Origin of the sequence: Pantoea sp. PSNIH1 (assembly GCF_007680655.1) — a bacterium.
GTDB lineage: Bacteria > Pseudomonadota > Gammaproteobacteria > Enterobacterales > Enterobacteriaceae > Pantoea > Pantoea eucrina.
In genome coordinates, this window is the sequence record NZ_VEIP01000003.1 from 81,016 (window position 1) to 107,282 (window position 26,267).

The 26,267-nt window shown below is 52.7% G+C and carries 22 protein-coding genes; 21 read left to right on the forward strand and 1 reads right to left on the reverse strand.

All coding sequences use genetic code 11. The features are described 5' to 3' along the window. Positions 1 to 19: 19 nt before the first annotated feature. A complete protein-coding gene (locus FS690_RS10035) occupies positions 20 to 1,495 on the forward strand; it encodes a SulP family inorganic anion transporter (RefSeq protein ID WP_145339534.1) in 1,476 nt (491 codons plus the stop codon). A 220-nt stretch (positions 1,496 to 1,715) separates the two neighbouring features. Continuing rightward, entirely contained in the window at positions 1,716 to 3,134 is a 1,419-nt protein-coding gene (locus FS690_RS10040) for a GGDEF domain-containing protein (RefSeq protein WP_094111012.1), read from the forward strand. A gap of 7 nt (positions 3,135 to 3,141) precedes the next feature. Here FS690_RS10040 and ddlA read toward each other — a convergent pair whose 3' ends face one another. After that, entirely contained in the window at positions 3,142 to 4,236 is a 1,095-nt protein-coding gene (ddlA, locus tag FS690_RS10045; protein WP_104085398.1) for a D-alanine--D-alanine ligase, read from the reverse strand. 413 nt (positions 4,237 to 4,649) lie between these two features. Between ddlA and FS690_RS10050 the strand changes: the two genes are divergently transcribed. From FS690_RS10050 to FS690_RS10140, 19 genes are all read left to right on the forward strand, one after another. Continuing rightward, complete coding sequence (locus FS690_RS10050; protein WP_108569935.1) at positions 4,650 to 5,354, forward strand: MgtC/SapB family protein; 705 nt, start codon at positions 4,650 to 4,652, stop codon at positions 5,352 to 5,354. A gap of 332 nt (positions 5,355 to 5,686) precedes the next feature. Continuing rightward, a complete protein-coding gene (gene tssB, locus FS690_RS10055; protein WP_104085399.1) occupies positions 5,687 to 6,184 on the forward strand; it encodes a type VI secretion system contractile sheath small subunit in 498 nt (165 codons plus the stop codon). A 38-nt stretch (positions 6,185 to 6,222) separates the two neighbouring features. After that, positions 6,223 to 7,764 carry a type VI secretion system contractile sheath large subunit gene (tssC, locus tag FS690_RS10060; RefSeq protein WP_186368984.1) on the forward strand — a complete coding sequence of 514 codons (1,542 nt, stop codon included), beginning with the start codon at positions 6,223 to 6,225 and terminating at the stop codon, positions 7,762 to 7,764. A 14-nt stretch (positions 7,765 to 7,778) separates the two neighbouring features. Next, positions 7,779 to 9,116: a type VI secretion system baseplate subunit TssK gene (gene tssK / locus FS690_RS10065; RefSeq protein WP_145339536.1), complete on the forward strand. Its 1,338-nt coding sequence runs from the start codon at positions 7,779 to 7,781 to the stop codon at positions 9,114 to 9,116. Then, positions 9,113 to 9,763, forward strand: a complete 651-nt coding sequence (tssL, locus tag FS690_RS10070; RefSeq protein ID WP_071669200.1) for a type VI secretion system protein TssL, short form — start codon at positions 9,113 to 9,115, stop codon at positions 9,761 to 9,763. The genes tssK and tssL overlap by 4 nt, the downstream gene beginning before the upstream one ends. After that, positions 9,763 to 11,409, forward strand: coding sequence for an OmpA family protein (locus tag FS690_RS10075; RefSeq protein WP_186368985.1), 1,647 nt, complete (start codon positions 9,763 to 9,765; stop codon positions 11,407 to 11,409). Before tssL ends, FS690_RS10075 begins: the two co-directional genes overlap by 1 nt. Positions 11,410 to 11,428: 19 nt before the next feature. Next, positions 11,429 to 11,920, forward strand: coding sequence for an Hcp family type VI secretion system effector (locus FS690_RS10080; RefSeq protein WP_039380468.1), 492 nt, complete (start codon positions 11,429 to 11,431; stop codon positions 11,918 to 11,920). Between the two features lie 54 nt (positions 11,921 to 11,974). Continuing rightward, the gene (locus FS690_RS10085; protein WP_039380466.1) at positions 11,975 to 12,283 is read left to right on the forward strand and encodes a hypothetical protein; all 309 of its coding nucleotides are present in this window, start codon (positions 11,975 to 11,977) and stop codon (positions 12,281 to 12,283) included. Positions 12,284 to 12,418: 135 nt separating this feature from the next. Continuing rightward, positions 12,419 to 15,022: a type VI secretion system ATPase TssH gene (gene tssH / locus FS690_RS10090; protein ID WP_145339540.1), complete on the forward strand. Its 2,604-nt coding sequence runs from the start codon at positions 12,419 to 12,421 to the stop codon at positions 15,020 to 15,022. A gap of 5 nt (positions 15,023 to 15,027) precedes the next feature. Further along, positions 15,028 to 15,669 (forward strand): hypothetical protein, encoded by a 642-nt coding sequence (locus FS690_RS10095; RefSeq protein WP_145339542.1) that lies wholly within the window; start codon positions 15,028 to 15,030, stop codon positions 15,667 to 15,669. Next, positions 15,666 to 15,893, forward strand: a complete 228-nt coding sequence (locus FS690_RS10100) for a hypothetical protein (RefSeq protein WP_145339544.1) — start codon at positions 15,666 to 15,668, stop codon at positions 15,891 to 15,893. Before FS690_RS10095 ends, FS690_RS10100 begins: the two co-directional genes overlap by 4 nt. A gap of 184 nt (positions 15,894 to 16,077) precedes the next feature. Then, positions 16,078 to 18,612 carry a type VI secretion system Vgr family protein gene (locus tag FS690_RS10105; protein WP_145339546.1) on the forward strand — a complete coding sequence of 845 codons (2,535 nt, stop codon included), beginning with the start codon at positions 16,078 to 16,080 and terminating at the stop codon, positions 18,610 to 18,612. Positions 18,613 to 18,614: 2 nt separating this feature from the next. Beyond that, positions 18,615 to 20,636 carry a lipase family protein gene (locus tag FS690_RS10110; protein WP_145339548.1) on the forward strand — a complete coding sequence of 674 codons (2,022 nt, stop codon included), beginning with the start codon at positions 18,615 to 18,617 and terminating at the stop codon, positions 20,634 to 20,636. Next, positions 20,629 to 21,399: a hypothetical protein gene (locus tag FS690_RS10115; protein ID WP_145339550.1), complete on the forward strand. Its 771-nt coding sequence runs from the start codon at positions 20,629 to 20,631 to the stop codon at positions 21,397 to 21,399. Before FS690_RS10110 ends, FS690_RS10115 begins: the two co-directional genes overlap by 8 nt. 25 nt (positions 21,400 to 21,424) lie before the next feature. Further along, positions 21,425 to 21,691, forward strand: coding sequence for a PAAR domain-containing protein (locus tag FS690_RS10120; protein WP_145339552.1), 267 nt, complete (start codon positions 21,425 to 21,427; stop codon positions 21,689 to 21,691). Positions 21,692 to 21,829: 138 nt separating this feature from the next. Next, a complete protein-coding gene (locus FS690_RS10125; protein WP_255471484.1) occupies positions 21,830 to 22,855 on the forward strand; it encodes a hypothetical protein in 1,026 nt (341 codons plus the stop codon). Positions 22,856 to 23,691: 836 nt separating this feature from the next. After that, a complete protein-coding gene (locus tag FS690_RS10130) occupies positions 23,692 to 24,495 on the forward strand; it encodes a hypothetical protein (RefSeq protein ID WP_145339556.1) in 804 nt (267 codons plus the stop codon). Then, positions 24,492 to 25,589: a T6SS immunity protein Tli4 family protein gene (locus FS690_RS10135; RefSeq protein ID WP_145339558.1), complete on the forward strand. Its 1,098-nt coding sequence runs from the start codon at positions 24,492 to 24,494 to the stop codon at positions 25,587 to 25,589. Before FS690_RS10130 ends, FS690_RS10135 begins: the two co-directional genes overlap by 4 nt. A 419-nt stretch (positions 25,590 to 26,008) precedes the next feature. Then, on the forward strand, positions 26,009 to 26,263 hold the full coding sequence (locus FS690_RS10140) for a PAAR domain-containing protein (RefSeq protein ID WP_094111000.1): 255 nt from the start codon (positions 26,009 to 26,011) through the stop codon (positions 26,261 to 26,263). Positions 26,264 to 26,267 lie beyond the last annotated feature (4 nt).

Here is a 26,267-nt window from a genome sequence, read left to right on the forward strand (position 1 = left end):
CAGCTAAGGAGCATGTGCCATGAACGTTAAAACACTGCGGCAGGATATTCCGGCCGGGCTGGTGGTATTTCTGGTGGCGCTGCCGCTTTGCCTGGGCATTGCTCAGGCCAGCGGTCTGCCGCCTTTCGCCGGTCTGCTTACCGGTGTAATTGGCGGGCTGCTGGTAACCGCGCTGAGTCCGTCGCGCTTTGCGGTCAGCGGCCCGGCAGCAGGGCTGGTAACGATTGTGGTGGCGTCCATCCAGACGCTGGGCAGTTTTTCTGCTTTTCTGACCGCGCTGATTCTGGCGGGTGTCCTGCAGTGCCTGCTGGGCCTGCTGCGCGCCGGGCGGTTTATCGCGCTGGTGCCCGGCAGCGTGATTAAAGGCATGCTGGCCGCAATCGGCATTTTGCTGATTATGCAGCAGATTCCGGTGGCGCTGGGCGCAGCCGGAGAGGGCGGGCTGGGGGCGCTTCTGTCAGCCAATACTGCGTTTTCAGCAAGCGCGGCAGGCGTGGCCGCAGCGGGCCTGCTGACGCTCTGGCTCTGGACCACGCCGCTGGTTAAGTCAGTCAGGGTGCTCAGCTGGATCCCCGGTCCGCTGGTGGCGGTGCTGATTGGCTGTATGGCAACCTTCGCCGGAGACCGGCTCTTACCAGCGCTGGGTGACGGGTTACCGCGTATCGTACTGCCTGCGTTTGACAGCCTTAGCGCGCTGGCCGCTGAGCTGGAAACGCCGGACTGGCTGGCGTGGCAGAATCCCGCCGTCTGGGTGGTCGCGATCACGCTGGCGCTGGTCGCCAGCCTGGAGACGCTGCTCAGCCAGGAGGCGCTGAAAAAACTGCGCCCGCAGTATCCGGCTCCTTCGCCTGATAAAGAGATGGTGGCGCAGGGAATAGGTAACTTAACGGCAGGATTACTGGGCGCAATGCCGATTACCGCCGTCATTGTCCGCAGTTCGGTTAACGTCAGCGTCGGTGCACAGAGTAAGCTCTCAATTCTGATCCATGGCGTCCTGCTGCTGGTCTGCGGCCTGTGGTTCAGTTCGCTGCTCAACGCGATCCCGCTGGCCAGCCTGGCCGCTGTACTGCTTTACACCGGCTACAAGCTGGCGACGCCGCGCCTGTTTGCTGAGCAGATCCGGATGGGGTGGGCGCAGTCGGTGCCTTTTCTGGCCACGATTGGCGGCATCATCCTGCTGGGTATGCTGGCCGGTATTTTCCTCGGGATTGCCGTGCAGATCCTCTGCAGCATTTATCAGAGTCACCGCAATGCGCTGCAGCTCACCCGCCATGACGATCACTATGTCCTGCGTTTTCACCAGAACCTGACGTTTATGCATAACCCTAAGCTGCAGGGCGTGCTGGCAGAAATTCCGGAAAACAGCCTGGTGATTGTGGAGCAGGGTAACGCGGAATATCTCGATCCGGATGTGAAAGCGGTTCTGCGCGACTTTGGCGAAAATGCGCCGGAGCGGGGCATACGGCTGAGCCAGTGGCCGGTAGCCGTTAAGTAGGTGATTATACCCGGCAAAAATCGGATATCACGGGTAGACGGTTTTTGTTCGGGCGCGGCATAATCGGCGGCAGAACGTCTGCAGGCCGGATGCCTTAGCCAGCCGAACAGGAGAGTAAACCCGAACCTGTTCGCTGAATTGGCACCGCACGATCTGATGTTCAATAAAAGGGGGTGCCACTGCAACGCGGCAACGATTTCAGGTTACAGGATGCGGATGAATGCGCGTTTCGCTGTTTGATGAACATAACGATAAGAAAAATGCTCTCACGCTTTTCTTGATTACGCTCTTTTTCTGTTTTCTTGGCAGCCACCTGCGGGTCCCTGAAGAGTTTTCACTGTTCTGGCCTGTTAATGCGCTGATTGCCGGGCTGATTGTCCGTCAGCCTTTTCTGCATACGCCCTCCAGCTATCTTGTTGCTCTGGCCGCGATGATTTTTAACGACACGGTATTTTCAGGCTGGGCCTTTGCTGCTGTCACAATCAATATCGCCAATATTCTGTTTACGCTTGTCGCGGTCTGTATGCTGATCAGACCGCTGCAGACACCGGCTGCCAGCAGTCAGGTCGTCAATGCGATGCGCATTTTTCCCGCCTGTTTACTCGGGGCCGCTGCCTGTGCGACCTGGGGCGCCTGGGCGCAGGGCATCGATTTCAATGCGCGCTTTGTGGTCGCATGGGCTGACTGGTTCAGCGAACAGATCTCGACCTCGCTGATGCTGCTGCCTGTTATGCTGGCCCGCCCGCTGCGCAGCGTCTCTCTGCGTCAGCTGCTGACGCCGGCGACGCTGCTGCCGCTGCTCGCCGTGGTGCTGTCGCTGACAGCGGGCGCGCTGATTGGCGGCGCCGGCAGTCTGACCTTTCCGGTGCCGGCGCTGATCTGGTGTGCGATTGTGCTGCCTATGCCGGTCACCAGCGTGGTGATCCTGCTGACCGGTATTACAGAGATTGTGCTGGTTTCTCACGGCGTGATGAATATTCAGGGTAACGACGCGCTGTTGCCGATTGGCCACCTTACGTCGGCACGCCTCGGGGTGGCGACCGTTGCGCTGAGCCCGCTGCTGGTGGCGGTCAGTATGGACGCTATCCGTCAGCTTAATCAGCGTCTGGCGCTGCGGGCAAACGTCGATGTGCTGACGCAGCAGCTGTCGCGCTCCGGCCTGTATGAACAGCTGAAACAGATGCCGTTTTCTCTGCAGCGCCATACCGGCGTGATCATGCTGGATGTCGATTACTTCAAAACCATTAACGACAACTTCGGACACGACGCCGGTGACAGCGTGCTGGAAGAGATTGGGCGACGTATCCAACAGGTGGCGCAGCAGCAGGGCATGATCTGCCGCTTTGGCGGCGAAGAGTTTGTGATTGTGGTGTTTGATGCCGTGCCGGAACAGCTCTACCGGCTGGCGGAGTCCGTGCGCCAGGCGCTGGCGCGCGAAAAGTTCTGGATCAAAGGAAACAGCGTGACGGTGACGGCCAGCATGGGCCTGGCGTGGGATTGCGCGCGGCACGAGCGGGAGTGGCCGGAGGTGATTAACCGGCTGATTTCCGCAGCAGATAAACATCTCTATAGCGCCAAGCGCAACGGACGTAACCAGGTGGCGCCCGCCGCCGCGCTGAGCGCCAGTCATGTGGCCTGAGCGCCGCTTACATCGTGCTGGCTAAGCGCTGACGCTGCTGATGTCGCGCCTGCGCCAGCTCAATCAGGCGGCTGATCAGATCGCGATAGCTCAGATCCACCGCCTGCCACAGCTTGGGATACATGCTGATATTGGTAAAGCCGGGCAGGGTATTCACTTCGTTCACCACGATCTCGTCGCGATCCGTCAGAAACACATCGACACGCGCCATGCCAAAACATTCAAGCGCTTTGAAGGCGGCCAGCGCGGTTGCCTGAATAGCCGCGCTGTTTTCCCGGCTGATGTTTGCCGGCACTACCACCTGCGCACCGCTGGCGTTGATATATTTGGTGTCATAGGCGTAGAACGCATCCTGCACCACTACTTCTCCGCACGGGCTCGCTTCCGGCGCGTCGTTACCCAGCACCGCGCACTCAATCTCACGCCCGTTAATCCCTGTTTCAATCAGGATTTTGCGGTCAAAACGAAACGCTAAATCGGCAGCAGCGTTAAACTCAGCGGCATCGGTAACTTTGCTGACGCCCACCGACGATCCCTGATTAGCCGGTTTGATAAACAGCGGCAGGCCCAGCTGCGCAATGACCGCTGCCGCGTCCAGCGTGTCGCGCTCTGCCTGGGTCACGCTGATCCACGGCGCAACGCGAAGACCGGCATCACGCAGCAGACGCTTGGTAAAATCTTTATCCATGCTCACAGCGGACCCCAGTACATCCGAGCCGACAAACGGGACATCCGCCATGCGCAGCAGCCCCTGCAGTGAGCCATCTTCCCCCTGCGTACCGTGCACAATCGGAAAAATGACATCCAGATGCGGCAGCGGCTCCGCCTGCTCACAGCCGATAAACTGCGCCCGCTCGCCTCCGGGTATCAGCGCCACGGCTTCTCCCTCCGGGTGCAGCGCAATGCGCGCCGGATCCGTAGCGTTGAGCAGAAAGCGGCCGGCGTCATAGCGCCGCCAGCGGCCCTGTTTATCAATGCCCAGCAGCACCGCGTCATACTTCTGCGGGTCCAGCGCATCCAGAATATTTTTTGCTGATTGTAATGAGACTTCATGCTCAGCAGATTTGCCGCCGAAGACAATCCCTACGCGCTGTTTTGCCATTGTTTCTTATCCGATTGCAGTTAAGCGAGCAGCTAAGATAGCACGCGTATTCCGGGTCAGGGGAGCGCAAATCGCATCAGAACGGCGCGCCTGCTGCCGTGCTCCCGCTGTTGCAAAAAACGGTCAATCATCCCTAAACAGACGGGAAATCAGTTTGATTACGCGACTTTCTGTGCTTAAAATCGCGGCGGTTTACTTAACAGGAGCACTCTCTTGGACAACTGTCCCAAACGATCGCAAAAGGCGTCCGCGCTAAGATAGTGTTCCCGCTGTCTTAACCGCGCGTTGAGATGGCATATTCCCTCCCGAATGGCCTCTGTTCATCTGCTGCCTCACGTGCAGCACGTCGCCCGCTGCGATCCATTCTTTCATTCTGAGCTGTTGTCAGCGTCTGCTGACATGCGGAGGATAAAATGGACTGGAAAATTTTCCTGCTGCGGGTGACTGCAGCACTGATTCTGGGTGCGCTGATCGGCAGCGAACGCCAGCTGCGGCAGCGCATGACCGGCCTGCGCACCAACGCGCTGGTCAGCACCGGTGCCTGCCTGTTTGTACTGATGACGCAGAGCGTACCTGGTATTGCCCATGACGCATCGCGCATCGCCGCCTACGTGGTCTCCGGCATCGGCTTTCTCGGTGGCGGCGTGATTATGCGTGATGGCCTGAACGTGCGCGGACTCAACACCGCTGCCACGCTCTGGTGCACGGCGGCAGTAGGGGTGCTGTGCAGCATGGGGCTGCTGCTGGAGGCGGCTATCGGCACCCTGATCATCCTGAGCGCTAACATTCTGCTGCGCGAACTGACGCGGAGCATCAACCGTCAGACGCTGGTGCCGGCCGCCGAAGCGGTGCAGCACTATACGGTGCAGATCACCTGCCTGGCGCAGGATGAGGTGCAGGTACGCAGCCTGATGCTGCACAGTTTAGGCAACAGCGATCTGCGCCTGCAGTCGCTGCAGAGTGAAGATATCGACAGCTCGCAGCGCATGATGGTCAGCGCCGAAGTGCTGGGTAAGCCCAATCTGACCCAGCAGCTGGAAAATCTTGTCAGCCGCATCAGCCTGGAGAAGGGCGTCAGTGCGGTGCGCTGGCAGGTGTGCGGTATGGAGCGCGATTAAAAGCGTCTGGTTTTACCTGCTTGTTAATTACATCGAGGAACTGTTCCATAAAAAAACAGTTAAAAGATAATGATCAAGTTAACTGCGCAGAGGTCTCATAACCTGGCGGAATGAAAAATACAATCGATTAATTTTCAGATAAATCTGAACAATGTTTTAAAAATCAATTTCAATGACTTAAGTCGAATTTCCGCTTTTTTTCTATATAAATCAATTATAAGAATTTAACCCATGCGGTTGATTTATTAATCCGGCCTATTTTATATTCACGCCATACCCCTAAGGAAGCAGAGGGGTTATCTGTTTTTTTCGCCATTTTTACAGGAGTAAATATGAGCAATTCTTATCAAAACGAGATCCCTAAAGCACGTATTAATCTGCGCCTTGACCTGCATACCGGCGGGGCACAGAAGAAAACTGAGCTGCCGCTGAAACTGCTGGTGACAGGCGATTTCAGCAACGGCAGAGATAAGCGTGTAGTTTCTGAACGCGAAAAAATCAGCGTCAACAAAAACAACTTTGACAGCGTGCTGAGCGAGTTTTCACCTGCGGTAAATTACGCTGTACCAGACGCCGTCGCCGCTGACGGTAGCGAACAACAGGTCAGCCTGACATTTCGCAGCATGAAGGACTTCGAGCCGGAACAGGTTGCCCGTCAAATCCCGCAGCTCAATGTGATGCTGGCCATGCGCAACCTGCTGCGCGATCTGAAATCCAACCTGCTCGACAATGCGACCTTTCGCAAAGAGTTTGAAACCATTCTCAGAGATCCGGCCCTGAGCCGTGAACTGCGCAGCGAGCTTTCTGCCCTCGCCAGTAACCACGACTGAATTCTCCCCTTAACGGACTAATACGAGAGACAATCCTGATGTCAGTTCAGAATGAAACCCTGTCTGCGGGCAGTGCCGCCGTGCCGCAGCGCCCGGCAGCGGAGGGCGTTTACGCCTCGCTGTTTGATAAAATCAATCTCAATCCGGTCTCTGAACTCAGCGATCTGAACGTCTGGCAGGATAGTCAGGCGCTGTCAGACGCCTCGGCCGATGAGCGCGTTACCGCGGCCATACAGGTGCTGCTTACCCGTCTGAAAAGCAGCAACACACAGGTTGAGAAACTCGACAAGCATCTGCTGGATCACCACATTGCTGAGCTTGATGCGCAGATTAGCCGTCAGCTGGATGCAGTGATGCACCATGAGGCGTTTCAGAAGGTTGAGTCGGTGTGGCGCGGCCTTAAATCCCTGGTAGATAAAACCGACTTTCGTCAGAACGTGAAGCTCGACGTGCTGGACATATCGAAAGATGACCTGCGCCAGGATTTTGAAGATGCGCCGGAAATAGTCCAGAGCGGTCTCTATTTGCAGACCTACGTTGCCGAATACGATATGCCAGGCGGTGAGCCGATTGGGGCAGTCATTTCAGCCTATGAGTTTGATGCATCCGCACAGGATATCGCGCTGCTGCGCAACATCTCTAAAGTGGCAGCCTCTGCGCATATGCCGTTTATCGGTTCAGCAGGTCCGGCGTTCTTCCTGAAAGACTCCATGGAAGAGGTCGCGGCCATTAAGGATATCGGCAACTACTTTGATCGCGCTGAGTACATCAGGTGGAAATCTTTCCGCGAAACCGATGATGCCCGCTATATCGGCCTGACCATGCCGCGCGTGCTGGGTCGTCTGCCCTGGGGCCCCGACACCATGCCGGTACGCAGTTTTAACTACGCGGAGGAGGTGAAAGGCCCGGACCACGAGAAATATCTGTGGGTAAACGCCGCGTTCGCTTTTGCCGCAAATATGGTGAGAAGTTTCATCAGCAACGGCTGGTGCGTACAAATTCGCGGTCCGCAGGCGGGCGGCGCAGTAGATGACCTGCCTATTCATCTTTACGATCTCGGCACCGGCAACCAGGTGAAAATCCCGTCAGAGGTGATGATCCCGGAAACCCGCGAGTTTGAGTTTGCGAACCTCGGCTTTATTCCGCTCTCGTACTATAAGAATCGCGACTACGCCTGCTTCTTCTCGGCAAACTCCACGCAGAAACCGGCGCTGTATGACACGGCTGACGCTACGGCAAACAGCCGTATCAATGCCCGCCTGCCCTATATCTTCCTGCTGTCGCGTATTGCGCACTACCTGAAGCTGATTCAGCGCGAGAACATCGGAACCACCAAAGATCGTCGCCTGCTGGAGCTGGAGCTCAATAACTGGATAAAAACGCTGGTGACGGAGATGACAAATCCGGGCGATGCGCTGCAGGCTTCGCACCCGCTGCGTGAAGCAAAAGTGGTGGTGGAAGACATTGAGGACAATCCAGGCTTCTTCCGCGTGAAGCTGTTTGCGGTGCCGCACTTTCAGGTGGAAGGCATGGACGTCAACCTGTCACTGGTATCCCGGATGCCAAAAGCGAAAGCGTAAGGCGGCCATCCGGAATGAAAATTTACCGTCCGTTATGGGAAGAGGGCGCGTTTCTGACGCCGCAGCAGTTCCAGCAGCAGGCGATGTGGGACGCGCATGTGGCCGGTACCGTCGCAGGTATGACGCTGGCTCATCCATGGGGAGTGCTGTGTGCAGAGTTCGATGACGGCGCGCTGGCACTCTCAAAACTGAATGCGACGCGCATTGCCGTCCGCTTTACCGATGGCACGCTGGTTGATACCCGCCTGGCTGATGCGCTTCCGCCAGTTTGTGACTTAACGAACGTCACAGATCGGGATTGTGTGGAGGTGGTGCTGGCATTACCGCTCATCAACGCAAGCGGCGGTAATCTGGTCAACGATGCCGAAAGCGAGCGTCCGCGCCGCTGGGTCGCCGCCCGGGAGCGCGTGCAGGAACTGGCCGGTCATGAGATCACGGAGATGGCGGTGCAGCGTTATGCCCTGCGGCTGCGGCTGACGCATCAGGAAAACGCCGCGTATCTGACCTGTCCGGTAGCCCGTCTTAAGCGCAATGCGCAGGGAGAGTGGGTACGCGACGCGGCATTTATCCCGCCCATGCTGGCACTGACTGCCTGTCCGGCGCTGGTTACGGGGCTGGGTGACCTGCTGCACCGCCTGCAGGCGCGGCGTCAGCATCTGATGCAGCTGCGCCGCGAAAGCAATGAGCGTATGGCGGACTTTGCCGTATCCGACGTTTCTCTGTTCTGGCTGCTGAATGCGCTGAACAGCGCCGATCCGGTACTGACAGAGCTGCACCACGCGCCGTCACGTCATCCTGAACTGCTTTATCGCGAGCTGGTGCGGCTGGCAGGCAGCCTGCTGACGTTTTCCCTCAGCAATACGCCGGATGAGATCCCACGCTACCGGCATGAGCTGCCGGAGCAGGTTTTCCCGCCGCTCTTTATGCTACTGGACACGCTGCTGGAGGCGAGTCTGCCTTCCCGTGTTATCGCCATTGAGCTGGAGAATCAGGGCGTACTGTGGAAGGGAAAGCTGCACGATGCCCGTTTGCGCGAAGGGGCAGATTTTTATCTCTCTGTTCGATCGTCTCTGCCAAATCACGAACTTCAGGCGCGTTTTCCGCTGCTGTGCAAGGCTGGCAGCCACGCTGACGTTTCTGAAGTGGTGAATATTGCCCTGAGCGGTATGACCATCCGCCCGCTAGCCCATGTGCCTGCGGCTATTCCGCTGCGCCTTGAGAACCAGTACTTTGCGCTGGATCTTTCAACGGATGCGGCGAAGGCGATGCTTGCCTCCGGCGGCTGTACTTTTTATACCCCGGAATCGCTGGGTGAGCTGAAGCTGGAACTCTACGCGGTGCTGCGCTCATGAATAATCTTAACAAACTGACGGAACGACTCTTTTTTCAGGGCTGGCTGATGGTAAGCCAGCTGCGAGGCGGGCAGCAAATTGAAAACGGAGACGCGCTCTATCGTGAGGCGGTTAACTGGGTCAAGTCAGCCCGTGAAGCGCTGTCAGAAGCCGGAGTCAGCGAGGCCAGCTGCGACCATATGTTATATGCCTTCTGCGTGTTGCTGGATGAGGCGGTACTGAACCGGGGAGTTCAGGATGATGGCTGGGCTCGCTGGAGCCGTGATCCGCTGCAGGTGCGTTTTTTTGGCTCCCTGAACGGCGGGGAAGCGTTATGGGATCGCATCCGTACCGTGCTGCATGAGCCAGCGCCGGAGATCGCTGTCCTGACCTGCTTTTACCGCACGCTGCAGCTGGGTTTCGTCGGGCACTATCGCGCTCAGGATGATGAACGCCGTGAGGATGTGGTGAATGCGCTGGCTGCGCGGGTGCCGCCGTTTACGCTGCCGGAAGATGCACCGCTGGTTATCCGGCCCGCAGGTCTGCGCACCGGACGCCGCGTTTACTGGCTGAGCTGGGGAGTGGCCGTGATGCTGCTCGCCGGACTCTGGTTCGTGCTGGAGTCAGCGCTGGCAGATATGGTGTCGCACATTGCGGGGGCGCAGTAATGTTCCGACCCGATTCACGTCAGGGCCTGGTGCTGCTGGGGAGCGGACTTGCCCTGCTGCTGGTAGTGGAGTACTGGGGTCTGAAGCCGCTGAACAGGGCGATGTTCTGCGGACTGATACTGCTGGTATCTGCGTTTATTCTGTGGCGGTTGCAGCGGTCCACCTCTGACAGTCACTCTGCTGCAGATGCCAGCCTGCCACCTGAAACCTGGCGCCGGCCGGTGATCCTCGTGACAGGAGACACCGCGCTGCTGTTTGGCGAGCGGGACCACCATGAGAGCGGGCAGGGATGGTATCTGAACGTTCGCCAGCCCGGTGAGTTATCCGCGCTGGCGGAACGGCTGGCTCTTCACTCTCCGTCACTGATGCCGCAGCTGTCAGTAATGCTGGCAATCGTCCCCGGACTGCACACCTCCGCAGAGATATTTACACAGCAGCAGTGCGTATGGCTGCGGGCATTTCTGCAGTGCCGCCGCGTGCTGAACGGACTGCCGCCGCTCCGGACGGTGATATGGAATTCGTCCGGGGATAGCGGCACATACTGGTTCAGCCTGACGGCCGACCATCCAGAGCTGCAGTTTCATCCGGACAAACGTGCCCGCCTTTCACTGAGTGAATGGGCAGCACAGGATGCGCACTCTGTTCACCACGCGCTCAGGCTGCAAAGCGTGATGCAGTGGTATGCGGGGCAGTTTGCCGCTTCGCACTCAGCGCGCCCCTGCCAGATCGGTCTCTGCCTGACGCCGTCGCCGGCGCTGGCGGACAACCTGTGGCAGCAGCATGTTGCCGGGCTGACCACGCTTTCATCTGAAAACAACGAATCCCCGCTTTCACTACCGCTGCCGGATCGCCTTCTGTCCGGCCTGGCGCGGCGGCCGGGGATCAGCCGCTGGCTACGCAAATTGCGCATAGCTGGCCTGATGCTGGGTTTGTTTCTGGCACTCGCCATGCTTTTTTCTTTCATTCACAACCAGCGCCTCATACAGAGCGTGACCGATCACCTTGACCTGTGGCGCAGCCTGCCTGATGACGCCATTGCGGCGAAAACCCTTGCGCGCAATGCGCTTATCCGCGATCGCGCGCTGCTGGATGAGTGGCAGCGCAGCGGTGAGCCGATGCGGTTTGGTATGGGGCTCTATCAGGGCATGCGGCTGACCGCACCGGTGAATGCGGCCATACACCGCTGGGCACCGCCCCCGCCGCCGGCCCCGGTTATCCGGCAGGTCGTACAGGGGCCAGAAACGGTGCGCCTTGACAGCCTGTCGCTATTTGAATCGGGCAGGGCAACGCTAAAAACCGATTCCGGCAAGGTGCTGCTCCACGCGCTGGTGAATATCAAAGCCCGGCCCGGCTGGCTGATTGTGATAGCCGGCCACACCGACAGTACCGGCAGTGCACAGGGTAATCAGCTGCTTTCACTGAGACGCGCGGAAGCCGTGCGCAACTGGATGCGCGACACCGGCGACGTGCCGGAGAGCTGTTTTGCGGTGCAGGGTTACGGTCATGACCGCCCGCTTGCCGCCAACGACACCGCGGCGGGTCGCGCGCGTAACCGTCGCGTCGAAATCAGTCTGGTACCGCAGGCTGACGCCTGTCACGTAGCGGACGGACTCACCCGGTCATCACAGGATGATGGCCATTCTTAATCTGAAAAGGAGCAATACCATGGCAATTCCGGTTTATCTGTGGCTGAAGAATGATGGCGGAGCGGACATCAAAGGGTCTGTAGATGTGAAGAGTCGCGAGGGCAGCATTGAGGTGGTGGCACAGGAGCATAACCTGTACATCCCTACCGACAACAATACCGGCAAGCTGACCGGCACCCGTATTCATACGCCCTTTCTGCTCACTAAAGAAATCGACGCGTCAAGCCCGTATCTCTACAAAGCGGTAACCACCGGACAGACTCTGAAATCGGCGGAGTTCAAATGGTATCGCATCAACGACGCGGGTCAGGAAGTTGAGTACTTCAACACAAAGCTTGAGAACGTGAAGGTGGTGAAGGTGAATCCGGTGATGCACGACACCAAAGATCCGGCAAAGGAGAAGCACAACCATCTGGAGCACGTTGAGCTGCGCTACGAAAAGATCACCTGGACCTATAAAGAAGGCAACATCATCCACTCCGATTCCTGGAGCGAACGCGCTACCGCGTAACTGATTCATCCTGCTCAGGGCGTTGTGCTCTGAGCACCTGCAAATGGAGGCGTTATGTCGCATCTCGCTAACTGGGCAACCAACTGGCAAAAGGATCCGCGTTTCAGCAAGAACTATACGGAACGCCTGATTGAAAAAGCGTGTGCCATCGATTCTCAGCTTAATGATGCTTATTGCAGCGGTACGCTCAAGGTGATTGCCGGACCACACCGGAAAGCGGGGCCAAATGGCGGCGGTGATGCCCGCTGGCATATGACACTGCAACCGGATACGGGCAGCTCCTGCTGGCACGTCATTCTGGATAACAGCGTCACCCGGCCAATTGATATCAATAAAAGAGAGCACCTCGGCCACAGTTTTTAACCCCTCTGTGGCGACACCTGTCGCCACGTTCAGTGAGCGTTTTTACACCAGCGCTCAGCCAATCCTGTTTTTAAGCCTTATGGGCCTCGGTGAACGGCCAGGGGCGGTAGCGTGCCTGAAACGGAGAGAAAATATATGGAACATGCGTCTGCAGCGCTGCTGCGCCGGCTTAACCCTTTCTGCGCGCGTGCGCTGGAGGCCGCTGCCTCACTGTGCCAGATCCGCGCACATGCAGAAATCTTACCTGAGCACTGGCTGCTTAAACTGCTGGAGCAGGGAGAAGGGGACATCACGGTCATCGCGCGTCGCTACGAGTGGGACATGGATGACGTCTGGCAGGATCTGCTGAGCTTTCTCAACGATCGGCCACGTCAGGTGTGTGGCCGGCCAGCGCTGTCGGCCCGTCTGCACCATCTGCTAAAGGAGGCCTGGCTGGCTGCCTCGATGGCCGGGGAGGAGCGTATCCGCAGCCTGCACCTGCTGCTCGCCATGGCCGATCATCACGGGCTGATGTGCTGTGCTGCACTCTGGCCGGTTCTTACCCTGGCTCGGCCCCGGATAACGGCGCTGCGCCCGCTGCTGGATGCGCAATCGGATGAAAGCCAGGCGGAGCCGCAGTGTATACCGGATATCACCGTTCAGCCGTCCGATCTTCCCGGAGAAAAAAAATCCGCTGCCTCAGAGGCGCTATGCCGCTTTACCCGCGACATGACTGCTGATGCGCGCGACGGAAAGATCGACCCGGTATACGGGCGCGATAATGAAATCCGCCAGATGGTGGATATTCTCTCCCGCCGCCGCAAGAACAACCCGATTCTGGTGGGCGAGCCGGGCGTGGGTAAAACTGCGCTGGTGGAAGGGCTGGCGCTGCACATTGCCGAAGGCAACGTGCCGGAGAGTCTTAGCACGGTCAGCGTGCGCACGCTTGACCTCGGTATGCTGCAGGCGGGGGCGGGCGTAAAGGGCGAGTTTGAGCAGCGCCTCAAAACCATCATTACTGAGATACAGCAGGCGGAGCAGCCGGTGCTGCTATTCATTGACGAAGCGCACACCCTCATCGGTGCCGGTAATCAGGCCGGTGGCGCAGATGCGGCTAACCTGCTCAAACCCGCGCTGGCGCGTGGCGAGCTACGTACCATCGCGGCTACCACCTGGAGCGAGTACAAGCAGTACTTCGAAAAGGACGCCGCGCTGGAGCGTCGCTTTCAGAGGGTAAAAGTTGATGAACCGGATGATGAAACCGCCTGCCTGATGCTCAGAGGCCTGAAATCGCGTTACGCAAAGCATCATGACGTACATATTAGCGATGCCGCCGTCCGCGCGGCCGTTACGCTTTCCCGGCGTTACCTGACCGGACGACAGCTGCCTGATAAGGCAGTAGACCTGCTGGATACCGCGAGCGCCCGCGTACGTATGAGTCAGGATACGGTGCCGGAAGCCATCACGCGGTTACGTGCCCGCACGGACGCGCTGAACGTTGAAAAACGCGCCATTCTGGATGATGAAGCGCTGGGCGGTCCCGTCCAGGCAGGGCGCATGCATGACATTCTGAGCGAGCTGGCCCGCGCTGAGGAACGCCTTGAACAGCTGGAGCTGCGTTACCAGGCCGAGCGCGAAATGATGGAGACGCTGCTGGCCTGTCGTCAGGACGCGACGCAGAACGTCAGGCGTGGCACGTTACACTCTGCCCTGCAGACGCTGCAGCAGGGTGAGCCGCTGATCACGCTGGACGTAGACGCGCGTACGGTAGCGGGCGTCATTGCCGACTGGACCGGCGTACCGATCTCTTCCTTAATGAAGAATGAGCAGACGGCGCTGCTGACACTGGAAAAGACGCTGGAAACCCGCGTGGCAGGCCAGCCGGCAGCGCTGAATGCCATCGCACAGCGACTGCGGGTGTCGAAAACCGGCCTGACCGCTGAGAACGGCCCGCTGGGCGTGTTTCTGCTGGTGGGCACCAGCGGAACTGGTAAGACAGAGACGGCGCTGGCGCTGGCTGACACGCTGTACGGCGGCGAAAAGTCGCTGATCACCATTAATCTCTCCGAGTACCAGGAGGCGCATACGGTGAGCCAGCTCAAGGGCTCGCCGCCGGGCTACGTGGGCTATGGTCAGGGCGGCGTACTGACCGAAGCAGTGCGCCAGCGCCCGTATAGTGTGATCCTGCTTGATGAGGTGGAGAAAGCGCACCGCGACGTGGTTAACCTGTTTTATCAGGTATTTGACCGGGGCTTTATGCGCGACGGCGAGGGACGGGAAATTGATTTCCGCAATACGGTTATCCTGATGACCTCCAATCTCGGCAGCGACGCGCTAATGCGGTTGCTCAGTGAACAGCCGGACGCCAGCGAGGCGGATCTGCAGCAACTGCTGCGTCCGATTATCCGCGACCATTTCCAGCCGGCACTGCTGGCGCGCTTCCAGACGGTAATTTACCGCCCGCTGAGCCGTGACACGATGCGTATCATCGTTGAAACGAAGCTTGAGAAGGTCAGAGATCGCCTGCAGCGTCACTACGGCCTGCATACGGATATCACAGACGCGCTCTGTGATGCCCTCACCTCCGCCTGCCTGCTGCCGGATACCGGCGCGCGCAACGTTGACAGTCTGCTCAGTCAGCAGATTTTGCCGATTGTGAGTCAGCAGTTACTGCAGTATCAGGCCAGGGGGAAATTGCCAGAGAGCATCAGTCTTGACTGGAATGAAGAGGGCAGTGTACTGATTGAATTCAAAGGCTGAAACGAATGGACAGCGCAAAGGAAATTGCCCGAAAAATGCTGGCTGTAATAAACGCCGATCGCGATGGAATGATGGTAGCGTTTACAAAAGGTCTTATTCGTTTGCCCGTATCACTGGCTTATCTGGGATATGACTTCCTTGATACTGACAGCCACAGTAGCCGTTTTGACGATAAAATTCGGTTTGCTGAGTTAATAAAAAACGGCGTAGCAGAACAGGACGTTCTGCCTCGTGCGATTGAAGTGTTCATAAATGAATTTATCGACAGAGTCGACAGATATGATGTCCTGAAGGCCATGGGTAACGTATCCGCTACGGTGACAGGTGGGGCAACTTTTACATCACTGACAGGTGTCAATCTGGGAAGGGTACTGCTGAGCAGTATGCTCGGATCCATTATGTCTGGTTTTGCAATATCAGGAATTCTGGCAATCGGGGCCGAACAATCCCGGGCAATTTATACCTCACTTGCATTAAGGCAAAGAAATTTTGAACGCTGGTATAAGCTTAAAAGCAGAGGAAATCTGGATTTACTCTATTTTATTATAGAAGATGTTGTTAGGCCTTATGAGAAAGCATGCGATATCGCTGAATCTAATCCGGAAGAGTTTAAGAAAATATGCAAATATTTCTTTGAGGGTTTATGAAAGCAAGACAGGTAATATTAACATTTATTTCCCGGCTCATTCAGGGGCTGGGAACGGGTCTTTTTATTTCTGGCTCCGGGTTTTCAATATGGTTTTTCTTTTTTTCCATGAGCCAATGGAGAATAGGATGGGGCGTATTGTCGCTGCTTGAAATGGTTGCCGGCTACATGCTTTACAGCTTTGCTATTAAGCGAATATTTGATGATACAACCAACTGGCATTAGAGAAATAAACGCAGAGTCCATGATTATAGTCAGCTAAGTATGCTATGGTCTACGCTAAGTGGTTAACGTTTTTAGTAAGCATTACTATTTTCAGGTCAGTAAAAAATAATTATTAATAATTCGGAGTTACTCCTTCTGCACTCAGTGAGGGAGATAGCAATTCGTCATCACGGAGCGAATGACAATGATCCCGACTGATTTACTACAACGTGCTGCATCGGCAGTCTCCTCTACGCTTAATCGTTATTCTATATTAATTCCATCCTGTGCCTCTCCGGTTGATGTGGAAAACCTGACCGGTACAGAGGGCATGAGCGTTAATTACCTTTACAGCGTGATGTTCACCAGCCCGGATAAAGACATCCAGCCGGAGCAGATGCTGCGCAAAACGGTCACGCTAACCATGCGAACCGGTTTACTGCCTGAATCTGAATCACACAAGGTTGTTCACGGTTATATCACCGATTTCCGCCGTCTGACGGGTTCCGCAGATCAGGTCAGCTATCTTATCGTCATAGAACCCCGATTCTCGCTTCTGGATAAACAATATCGCTCACACCGATTTTTTGTGAATAAATCCGTGCCGGAAGTGGTCAGCCAGATACTGGATGAACATGGTTTTCAGGGGTGGGAATATGAATTCAGCCTGAAGCAGGATTACCCCAAAAGAGAGCAGATTAACCAGTATCAGGAGAGTGACCTGCAGTTTATACGGCGTCTGTTGTCGGAAACTGGCATTTTTTACTTCTTCACACTGCAGCCGGACACAAAAACTGAGGTCATCCGATTTGGCGACGCGCAGAGCGCCTATGACGGCCAGAGGTTACTGCCGCTGAGCAATCCATCGGGTCTGAACGACAATGCTCAGGGGTCCATCTGGAACCTGAATATCTCATATAACGTCGCTGAAGCGGGCGTTACCGCAAAAGATTATAACCATCGCGAAGCACACCGCGTGCTGCGGTCGGTGCAGGCAGACGTGACGCGAGGGGATGGCGAAAACATCTCTTATGGTCAGGTTTATCACTATTGCCCGCGCCACCCGCAGAGCGGCGATAAATTTTATCCGGAGCCTGAGACCGCCAACTTCTATGCCCGCCTCGACCACGAGCGTTTTCTTGCCCAACAGACGCTGATAACCGGGGTATGCAATGACGCTTTTGTCAGCCCGGGACAGGTTTTGTTGGTTACCGGGTCAGGCATAGCCACTCTGCCTGCACAGCTGCAGAGTCCTGCATTGATAACCCGCATCAGCGTCAGCGGGAGCCGGCGTTCAGCCTTTCAGGCCATGCTGGACGCGGTACCTTACAGTGAAACCCTCTGCTGGCGTCCTGATTTACTTGAACGCCCAAAAGTCAGCGGCACCATGACGGCGCGCGTGACCAGCGCGAAAGATAACGATATCTACGCCTGGCAGGATGCCGCGGGATTATACCGCGTGGTATTTGACGCCGACGAGGAGAGCCGGGAGCGCGGTCTGGAGAGCATGCCGGTGCGCCTGGCGAAACCCTACGGTGGCGATATGTACGGCTTCCACTTCCCACTGATACAGGGCACCGAGGTAGCGATAGCGTTCCGCGAAGGCGATCCGGACCAGCCTTATATCGCACACGCGTTACACGATTCAAGGCATGTCGATCACGTCACTGAAGAGAACAGCACGCGCAACGTCATCCGTACGGCAGGCCTTAACAAGCTGCGCATGGAAGATAAGCGCGGTGAGGAGCACATCAAGCTCAGCACGGAGTATGGCGGGAAGACGCAGCTGAATCTGGGACATAACGTCAACGCGAGCAGGGTTCTTCGTGGTGAAGGGGCTGAACTGCGGACGAATGACTGGGTAAGTGTGCGCGGTGGGAAGGGCGTATTAATTACTGCAGATGCGCAACCTGATGTCGGCGGTAAAATGCTTGAAATGGACAGCGCTGTTCAACAACTCGAACAGGCTCTTACCCTGGCAAGAAGCCTGCAGGCTGTAGTGAGAAGAGCGAAAGCAACCTTATCGGATATTGACAGCCAGAAAGCACTTAATAGTTCATTAAAATACCTGAAAATGCCTGGGGCACTGGTTAGTGCCCCGGCCGGAATTGGTATTCTTAGTCCTGAAACTGTTCGCGTTGCTTCGGGTGGGGCGAGCATTGGCCTGATGTCCGGGAAAAACACGGATATTAGTGCCGGCCACTCTTTCACAGTCGCTGCCAGTGAGTCAGTGAGTTTGTTTGCACAGTCCTCTGGCATGCAGTTGTTCGCCGGTAAGGGTAAAGTTGATATCCAGGCGCAAGGAGACGCCATGGGGGTCTCTGCACTACAGGACATCAACATCACTAGTGGTCAGGGATGTGTAATGGTTAATGCCCGCCAGGAAGTGGTTTTAAGTTGCGGAGGTGCTTATATAAAGCTTAGTGGCGGAAATATTGAGCTGGGATGCCCGGGGAATATTTTGTTGAAAGCTGCCAATGTTAATCAGACCGGACCTGCCAGTTTGGATACACCACCTGTGACTTTCCCGAAAGGGTATAGCGAAGGGTTTACCACAACGTCATCAGCCAGCGGAGCAGTCAAGCCTTTCACCACATATAAAATTACAACGGCTGAAGGCGATATCTATGCAGGAATTTCTGGTGCTGATGGAAAAACATCTCCCATATTTACGTCCATGCCCTCGCAGTTAAAAATCGAATATCCACGAAATATTGCCGATAGCCAGGAGGAAGAATAAAAATGACTACCACAGTTTCCTCACTTTGTCGCAAAAATCCATCTGCTCCCTGTAAAGAGCAAATGCCTTATTGGGTCGAATTTCAACTGGTTGATGAGCAGGGCGATCCTGTAGTGAATATACCATGGACTGTGGAAAGTACTCATCCTGTGTCCGGACCAGTTAATAACTTTATGTATACAGGTCAAAGTGACTCAGATGGGCTTATTCGCATTGATATGCCGCATGGACTTGAGTTGAGGCTGACGTTAGATGGTAATCAACTGGCATCGGAAATGGAAAAACGCGCCTTACGCGTTAGTCGTGATACGGAAAATGATTCTGTTGTGCGTCCTGAAGCTGAAGAGAAAGGGTATATCTGGCATTATGCTGTTATTGGTCAGCTTTGCCGGATGCTTCCTTCTGTTGAGTTAAGAGATGGGGAAGTCTGGCCGCCATTTCATTTCCCTCAGAATAAAATTATGAAAGGGGTGGTAATAAAAACTAATCATCTTGAAAAGCGACATGTTATTGAAATATGCCCCTTCAGAGCCTGGGAGCTTGTTCTGCATCATCAAAAGGGGTATTCCATTGCGAATGGAATTAATCTTGGGGCAGCAGCAACACTTGCCTATGCAGATGACAATGCTCTGGATACGGTGTCAATTACGCGCTTTTTTATTAATCAGTGTCAGGATCTATCCCGCTTACCTCAGCTCTATAAAGAAGGCTCTGCATGGAGTACGCTGGTACAGGATGTTCCCTTTAGTGAACGGTATTATCCCCCGGTATTTATGGATACCTCACGGGATACTTCGCCTGAGGTGGCCAGGAATAATTCACAGGCAACAGCACATACAGGGGTCGATACTGCTGCAACAAAGGCAGATGGTGATACACAGCTTTATTATGTCTATAACGCGAATAAGGTGATCGTTGCCTGGCGCGGAACGGCCAGTTTGTTTGATGTGGGGACTGATCTTGCGTTCAGACCGGTAAATACAAATTTATGCGATAAAGGTAAGGCGCGATGTACTAGCTTGCTGCCTGCTGGAAAAGTACATACCGGATTCTGGAGTGGATATAATAGAGTTAATATGAAATTCGCTGCAGAATTTGTTAACTTAGAACGATTATCTGATTCTCATGATTTATATATTTGCGGTCATAGTTTGGGTGGAGCGCTTGCATTAATTCACGCTACTTCATTAAAAAACAGCAATCCTCTCTTATATACTTATGGAATGCCGCGAACCTTTACCCGTGATGCCGTAATGCAGTTGTCGGAGATTACCCATTTCCGCCATGTTAATGATAACGACCCAATTCCTGCGGTTCCAGCAGAAGCTAATCTGGATAATGAACTATATAAACTCTGGGGATGGCTGGGGGGAACGCTCGGTTTTTTCTGGTCAGTAGGTGAACTTCTCGCTTACCAGATGGTTGCCTGGGGAGATTGCTTCTGGCACCACGGTAATACGGTGGCCTTTCTCACTGCCACCCAGAGCAGGGAGTGGAAAGAGTGTAAGAGAGACCTGCCAACGCCGGCAGGATGTATCACCATCAGAAATTTACTACCCTTTAAGGCCAAACTTTTCCTGGTACCCGCGCTGGCGGAACAGGAGATGCAGCAGGCCGGTCAGCAGCAGAAAGAGTTTAAAGCATCATTAACATCAGCGGATCTCACTAACTTTTTCCCTAAAGGCAGTAACCCGGACAGAGGAATTAATTTAAATCTCTTTAATCACTTTATGTCCTCCTATATGCCCTATATGTACAACAAGGTGCTAGAGCTGATTGATAATGCTGGCATAGTGGAAAAACGCACCTTTACTGAGCACCAGTATAACGTTGATTCATTCAGGGAGCAGATGGCAGAAAATAAAGATGGCATACCGGAGAAAGAGTTAAAAAGGAATGAAGTATTTCTGGATATCGAAGGGCTTCTGGATGTATCGCTTTCCCCTACGTTGTCTATGCCATTTGGTAACGATACGCTTTTGCGGTTTGCTCAATACGGAGAAGAGGTGATGGAAAATGTATAATAAATCAAAAATTATTCTGCTTTCATTGGTGTTTTTTTCATTATCAGGGTGCAGCATAAATAGAGCTGCTAACAAAACGTTATCTCCACCGGCGGATACAAATTGGGTCAATATTGAAGTAAAAAACCCGTCTCAGTATACGAAACCGTTCCCGCTGGAGGTCAGATACATCTCGTATGAATGCATGAAAAGGAGAATCAGTGGCTTTGATGGCTCAGTTATCACGGAACCCAGCTATAACGTTATTGGGATCCCCATGCAGCAAGAGGGCGAGGATATCTGGAAAGCAAAAGTTGCTATGACTGGTGGTGGCTCGTGTAAATGGATGCTGAGTGCCGTAACATTTGGTATTGAATATATTGATGTAATGCACCTTGGCGAAGACTTGGTACCCGGTGCTGCTGTAGGAGTATCGCTTGCTTTTGATAACGATGCCTCCCGAAATGGACAATATAGATTCATTAAAGGGGATTTGAAAATATCGCAAAAATATTACCCTTATATAACAGAGTGGAATATAAATAAAAAAATGAAAGATCTTTCTTTATATGGAAAGAGAACTTTTTTAAAATACAGGATTACTGATGGTGATAATGTTCTATTTGAGCCATTATTAGATGAAAGTAAAGTGATTAGATATGTTGAACCAAAAGAAAAAATAAAAGGTGTTTATCCTCAAATAATTTATCCGGACGGAAGTGTTGCTCCTGCAAGAACTCTCTTCCCTGACTTTGATCAAATCGACAAAATGAAAATAAAATGATTATTTTTTCTATTGAGAATGAGATATGGCCAGAGGTCTGATTTTACTTGGCGACAAAACGTCCCATGGCGGGAAAGTAATTACCGCTTCTTCCGCTATTACAGTCAATGGAAAAAAAGCCGCATTGGTCGGTGACATGGTGAGTTGCCCGGTTCAGGGTCATGGAGCAAATCCAATTTTAGAGGGTTTGCCGAATCGCACTTTCAATGGTCGTGCTGTTGTTGTCGATGGGTGCAAGTGCCAGTGTGGCTGTACGGTAATTTCAAGTACGATGAACAGCACCGTAGGATGATAAATGGGCTGGGAAAGATCCAAACCCACAATAACTGAGTTGCCACCTCAGCCGTCTTATTTTAGGTGGCTGATGGCGGGTAGTGTTGCCACGGTTATGGGTATTTTGCTATTTATTCTACATGCGTCAGGAATAATTATGGCACAGGCTGTATTCAATATCTGGTGGATGGCATCCAGCCCGGTTATTGGCTGGTTTTTACTTTTTTGTTTTCGAGGATGGCTATGGGGTAGAGCAGTCAATGAACATCATTTTTTGCAGCAAGAAGCTGAATACGTACAGCATCAGTGGGAAGCCTGGGCAGAACGTTATCTGGCTGTGCTTGGAAGCAGCATACTGCTGCCTTCTGGAGTGACCTCTGAAGCCATTGCTAAATCAGATGCTGCGGATGCACCGCAATTTCTTTCACTCACCAGCCATTTTGATTCGCAATCGGCGACTTCCACCTTTTTGCTCGAACTGGCTCTGGCCGGTGTACAAAATGCAATCGCGATATTGCCTGCGACAGAGCGGTTCAACGTTACCATTGTGAGCGACATGATTTCGTCTGACTTCGAGACTCATTTCCGCGAATCATGGAAAAAAACCTACCCCGAGTATGCGATAACAGGCTCGGTTTCATATTGTGAAACCCTTTCTTTTGCCTGGGTTGAAGAGCGCCTGAAAAATCCTGTTTTCGATATCGATTTGATTCTGATATTACAGCATCAGGGAAGTGAACATTATTCCGATGCACTCGCGACCATAATAGTGACCAGTGACGATGTTGTTGAAAAACACAACCTTTACCATTCTTCCCGCATATTGAGACCGATGCCGCTATGCATGCCAAATTTCAAGGCTGATATAGGTTTATTCCTTGAAACACAAACGATCGCCTGTCAGACATCGAAAGTGTTTTGCGATTATGGGCACTGGAATGATTGTTTTGCTGATCTAATGACAGCATCTCAATCACATCTGACACCGTGGGTGCCGCAGGAAGTTGATGTACTAGAAAAATATAACGGCATTCCAGGAACCGGGAGCGCGTGGCTGTTAGCCATATTACTGGCCGATATTGTATCTGTCAGCAACGAACCGGTTTTAGGGATGTTTACTTCAGGTAAAGATCGTTTTGTCAGTACTGTTATCCCAGGGAGTGAAAATAATGATGCCGGGTAGTGCATGGAGCAGAGAGGGACTTGCCGCCATAATAGCCTGCATCTCAGTAATTACAGTGGACTTGATCCTTCATTTCGGCCCCTTATATGGCCTTAATACCTGGTTGTAGCAGATGCTCGCATTCATTGCCGTATGGATAGTCTTGCTAATTCTTTTCTATACGTTATTTATGTTCAGATGAAGGTTTCGTACTTTATTATTAAAGATACGGTTGCTCCTTTTGAAAGAGCCTGCTATATACATAAAGAAAATCCTCTAGAGTTTGACGAGTTATGTAGACATTTTTTAATGGTTTAAAAGATTAATTTTATCTGCCTGAGAGTATGGTAAGAGGAGTCATGAAAAATTATTTGATAAAACGCATAGGCTTAATTTTGGCATCACTCGCTGTCAGGGCAATAGGCTCAATGCTGATGGCGACAGGCCTGGTTATGTCAATCTGGTATGTTTTCTTTTCAACTAACGATTATCGCTATGTCATAATTTCTATTTTGTTTTTGCTAGTATACGCAGGTTATAGTTTGATTAAGTATAGCTTTGAAAAAATGCATAATGAATTTGATATTCATTATTAAATTTTTCTCATGCGGACATTTAATTATTTAAACACTTTAGCTGACCTGCATTTTTCCACCGGCTATGAAAGCACACGGGCACCCCCTGTGGGAATTGATATTATCCTGGAAGATAAATAGTCTCTTATAGTAATTTCATTAGGTCTTCTCCGTTTTAACTCAATCCGGCACTATACACAACACTGCGGTGGAGCGGACAAAGTACTGGGCGTAATACATGGCGTGATGCCGGCTGCGGGAGCTGCCGCCACTTATCGCAGAATGAAAGCCGGAAATGAAAACGGCACCGATAATTTTACCGGCGCAATGGCTGCACATGCTTTAGGAGCAAATGCCAAATTTATGACTGTGGTGCTCTCACAATCTCCTGGCCCCCTGCAGCTATTGCCAGGCAAAGCTTACGGGCAGCGCTGGCTGAAGATTATCGATGATCAAACTACCTATGCTTTTCCGGAAACCGATCCTTACAAAGAAATCTATCTGCAGCGGGATAAGTGGTGGGGGCTATGTGAGGATCATTTTATCAACCCGGGAAAAAGTCATACTGCGGCAGATCGTGACAGAGACTGGCAAATTTTTTCAAAAATTCTTAAACGGAAAGTTCAGCCTTTTATTGAGGGTATTTCAGGAAAATATCATCCTCATAGCTGGGCATTCTACAGCGCCGAAATAACGTATCGTTCTTACGGCGATGTTTGCTGGCGGGCTAACACACGTCGCGCTGACGCATGGCTGAACCGTAACCGCCAGCGTGACGGCCTTGCAGGACGCGCGGTAGATAAAACCGAGATGTTTGATAAGCGAAGCGTTTCTTCTCCCCTTTCAGGTAGCGGCTGGGCAAAGGGTATTCACCAGACTTACCAGATTTTGCCAGCTGAAGAGTCAGGGGATGGCACGGTTCCGGTACGCTCGGGAAGGATTGCTGAGCATCATTTACAGGCGAGTTTTCAGGTTTCGGTTTCTCATGAGGCAGCGTTTAAACACCGACTTGCACAGCAGTTTACCCTGCGGGCGCTGGTAAAAATTGTGCAGCAGATACAGCAGACCGCGCTGAGGTATGAATGAGTATAAAAAAAGCAATTGCAGTAATGATACTGCTGGCTGGTATTTTTGCCAGCTGGTATTGCTCTAGCTGGCTGCAGCCGGAAATAAAGCTGACCGAAGAGGAGCATAAAAACGTGAAGCACTTTACACAGAAAATGACCACCCGCTGCATCGGCCGTTATCTGATTGACCTGCCGGACACATTCACTGCAACCCAAAATAGTGTCATGGCGTTTATTGAGAAATCACCGATAGAGTACAAGCGTATCTATCGACCGGCGTTTGAACAAAAAATCCGCTTAAGAGAAGCTGAGTTACGCGCTGAGAAAACATTAAGGCCTGCAGATATGCCTTATCTTAAGGGTGTTTATTCTCTGCCAGACGGTATGGAAGGGGTGATATTTGAGCGAAATGAGAGTACTCAGGTTGTCGATGCTTCGCGTATCCTTGAAGCACATTTTTATACAAATGGTGTTGCAGTGGAAATATCTCTTGAAGCTGATAATGGACTGTCACATCGCTATGATGAAGATCGCAAGGAATTTCCAAATATGTATGGAAATAATGTTCCACAAAAAATTGCTGAACTTACAGATCTACTGAAGCGGATCTCTGCCAGGCAGGAGAGTGAAATACCTGTGGTTCCCGGGTTTTGCCTGCCTGAATTGTTCATTAAAGATGGCACGAAGCCAGTAAATGAAGATGTTAATGTTCATTATCTCTCTTCAGAGTACCCCCATATGAAGTTTTATTTTGACAGTGATAATTATACTGCTTCTGATGATTCTCTGTTAGAAAGACGCTCCATAATGGAGCCATACATTAAACAAGCCCAGGGTTCTACTATTCACAGCGGGCGACGCCATATTAGTGGATTATATGCTGAGCAGTGGCTGGCTGAAGGGATGCTCAGCGATACCCGCGGTCAGAAAGCGCTGCGTTTCCTGCTTCGTATTAATGAGAAAACGGCATCCCCTCTGCACCCTGTGCTGTCTGTTAATTTTCTGCAAGAAGGAACGGAGGGTGAAGGCCGGCTTACGCAGGCTGAGGCGGTTACTCTCTGGCAGCAGATCACTGATACTATCCGCGTTCGTCCCAATGCAATTAGAAAATAACGTTTCTAACTGAGTAGCAATATATTATTTATACGCTTAAAGACATAAAACCAACTTCATAAATAAATCAATATATAAAATTCCCGTCATTGATTTTTATGTCATGCTCTAAATATAACTCTGATAATAATTCTGCAATATACATTTGCATTGTTTTTTGCACATTAACAGTCAAAATGATATTTTTAATAGTCAGTGCAGTAGAAAAATTTCTTTGCAAAAAAGCAGAAGGTATTTAACCCTGGTCAGTGCTGAGTATCAGTATACCAAACCATCTAATCCGCTGAGCAATTTATAAATTAAATATCGTGAATTTCACCCGGGAGGTATATGTCTTGCTACTCTTGATAATCAAGAGCAGAATATTTTAGGCTTTTCTTTTTAAGAATGAATATTATATAAAATTAAAGGATTAATATATGCCAGCTTTGACTTGTCTGGGGGATGCTACAACGCATGGTGGTAGCGTCATATCAGCTTCCTCGATGATGTATATAAATGGCGTGCGCGTTGCGTTAGTAGGCGATACGGTATCATGCCCACTGCATGGGACTAACCGTATTCAGCAAGGTAGCCCGAAGATATTCGATAACGGCATTCAGGTAGTTGTTCACGGCTGCGTCTGTGAATGCGGTTGCAACGTTATTAGTTTCCGCAATGAGGGGGTAGCATAGATAA

Bases quoted from the DNA above. Each gene is read 5' to 3' on its own strand.
- FS690_RS10035 (WP_145339534.1), top strand. From the start codon at position 20: ATGAACGTTAAAACACTGCGGCAGGATATTCCGGCCGGGCTGGTGGTA.
- FS690_RS10040 (WP_094111012.1), top strand. From the start codon at position 1,716: ATGCGCGTTTCGCTGTTTGATGAACATAACGATAAGAAAAATGCTCTC.
- ddlA (WP_104085398.1), bottom strand. From the start codon at position 4,236: ATGGCAAAACAGCGCGTAGGGATTGTCTTCGGCGGCAAATCTGCTGAG.
- FS690_RS10050 (WP_108569935.1), top strand. From the start codon at position 4,650: ATGGACTGGAAAATTTTCCTGCTGCGGGTGACTGCAGCACTGATTCTG.
- tssB (WP_104085399.1), top strand. From the start codon at position 5,687: ATGAGCAATTCTTATCAAAACGAGATCCCTAAAGCACGTATTAATCTG.
- tssC (WP_186368984.1), top strand. From the start codon at position 6,223: ATGTCAGTTCAGAATGAAACCCTGTCTGCGGGCAGTGCCGCCGTGCCG.
- tssK (WP_145339536.1), top strand. From the start codon at position 7,779: ATGAAAATTTACCGTCCGTTATGGGAAGAGGGCGCGTTTCTGACGCCG.
- tssL (WP_071669200.1), top strand. From the start codon at position 9,113: ATGAATAATCTTAACAAACTGACGGAACGACTCTTTTTTCAGGGCTGG.
- FS690_RS10075 (WP_186368985.1), top strand. From the start codon at position 9,763: ATGTTCCGACCCGATTCACGTCAGGGCCTGGTGCTGCTGGGGAGCGGA.
- FS690_RS10080 (WP_039380468.1), top strand. From the start codon at position 11,429: ATGGCAATTCCGGTTTATCTGTGGCTGAAGAATGATGGCGGAGCGGAC.
- FS690_RS10085 (WP_039380466.1), top strand. From the start codon at position 11,975: ATGTCGCATCTCGCTAACTGGGCAACCAACTGGCAAAAGGATCCGCGT.
- tssH (WP_145339540.1), top strand. From the start codon at position 12,419: ATGGAACATGCGTCTGCAGCGCTGCTGCGCCGGCTTAACCCTTTCTGC.
- FS690_RS10095 (WP_145339542.1), top strand. From the start codon at position 15,028: ATGGACAGCGCAAAGGAAATTGCCCGAAAAATGCTGGCTGTAATAAAC.
- FS690_RS10100 (WP_145339544.1), top strand. From the start codon at position 15,666: ATGAAAGCAAGACAGGTAATATTAACATTTATTTCCCGGCTCATTCAG.
- FS690_RS10105 (WP_145339546.1), top strand. From the start codon at position 16,078: ATGATCCCGACTGATTTACTACAACGTGCTGCATCGGCAGTCTCCTCT.
- FS690_RS10110 (WP_145339548.1), top strand. From the start codon at position 18,615: ATGACTACCACAGTTTCCTCACTTTGTCGCAAAAATCCATCTGCTCCC.
- FS690_RS10115 (WP_145339550.1), top strand. From the start codon at position 20,629: ATGTATAATAAATCAAAAATTATTCTGCTTTCATTGGTGTTTTTTTCA.
- FS690_RS10120 (WP_145339552.1), top strand. From the start codon at position 21,425: ATGGCCAGAGGTCTGATTTTACTTGGCGACAAAACGTCCCATGGCGGG.
- FS690_RS10125 (WP_255471484.1), top strand. From the start codon at position 21,830: ATGGCACAGGCTGTATTCAATATCTGGTGGATGGCATCCAGCCCGGTT.
- FS690_RS10130 (WP_145339556.1), top strand. From the start codon at position 23,692: ATGAAAGCCGGAAATGAAAACGGCACCGATAATTTTACCGGCGCAATG.
- FS690_RS10135 (WP_145339558.1), top strand. From the start codon at position 24,492: ATGAGTATAAAAAAAGCAATTGCAGTAATGATACTGCTGGCTGGTATT.
- FS690_RS10140 (WP_094111000.1), top strand. From the start codon at position 26,009: ATGCCAGCTTTGACTTGTCTGGGGGATGCTACAACGCATGGTGGTAGC.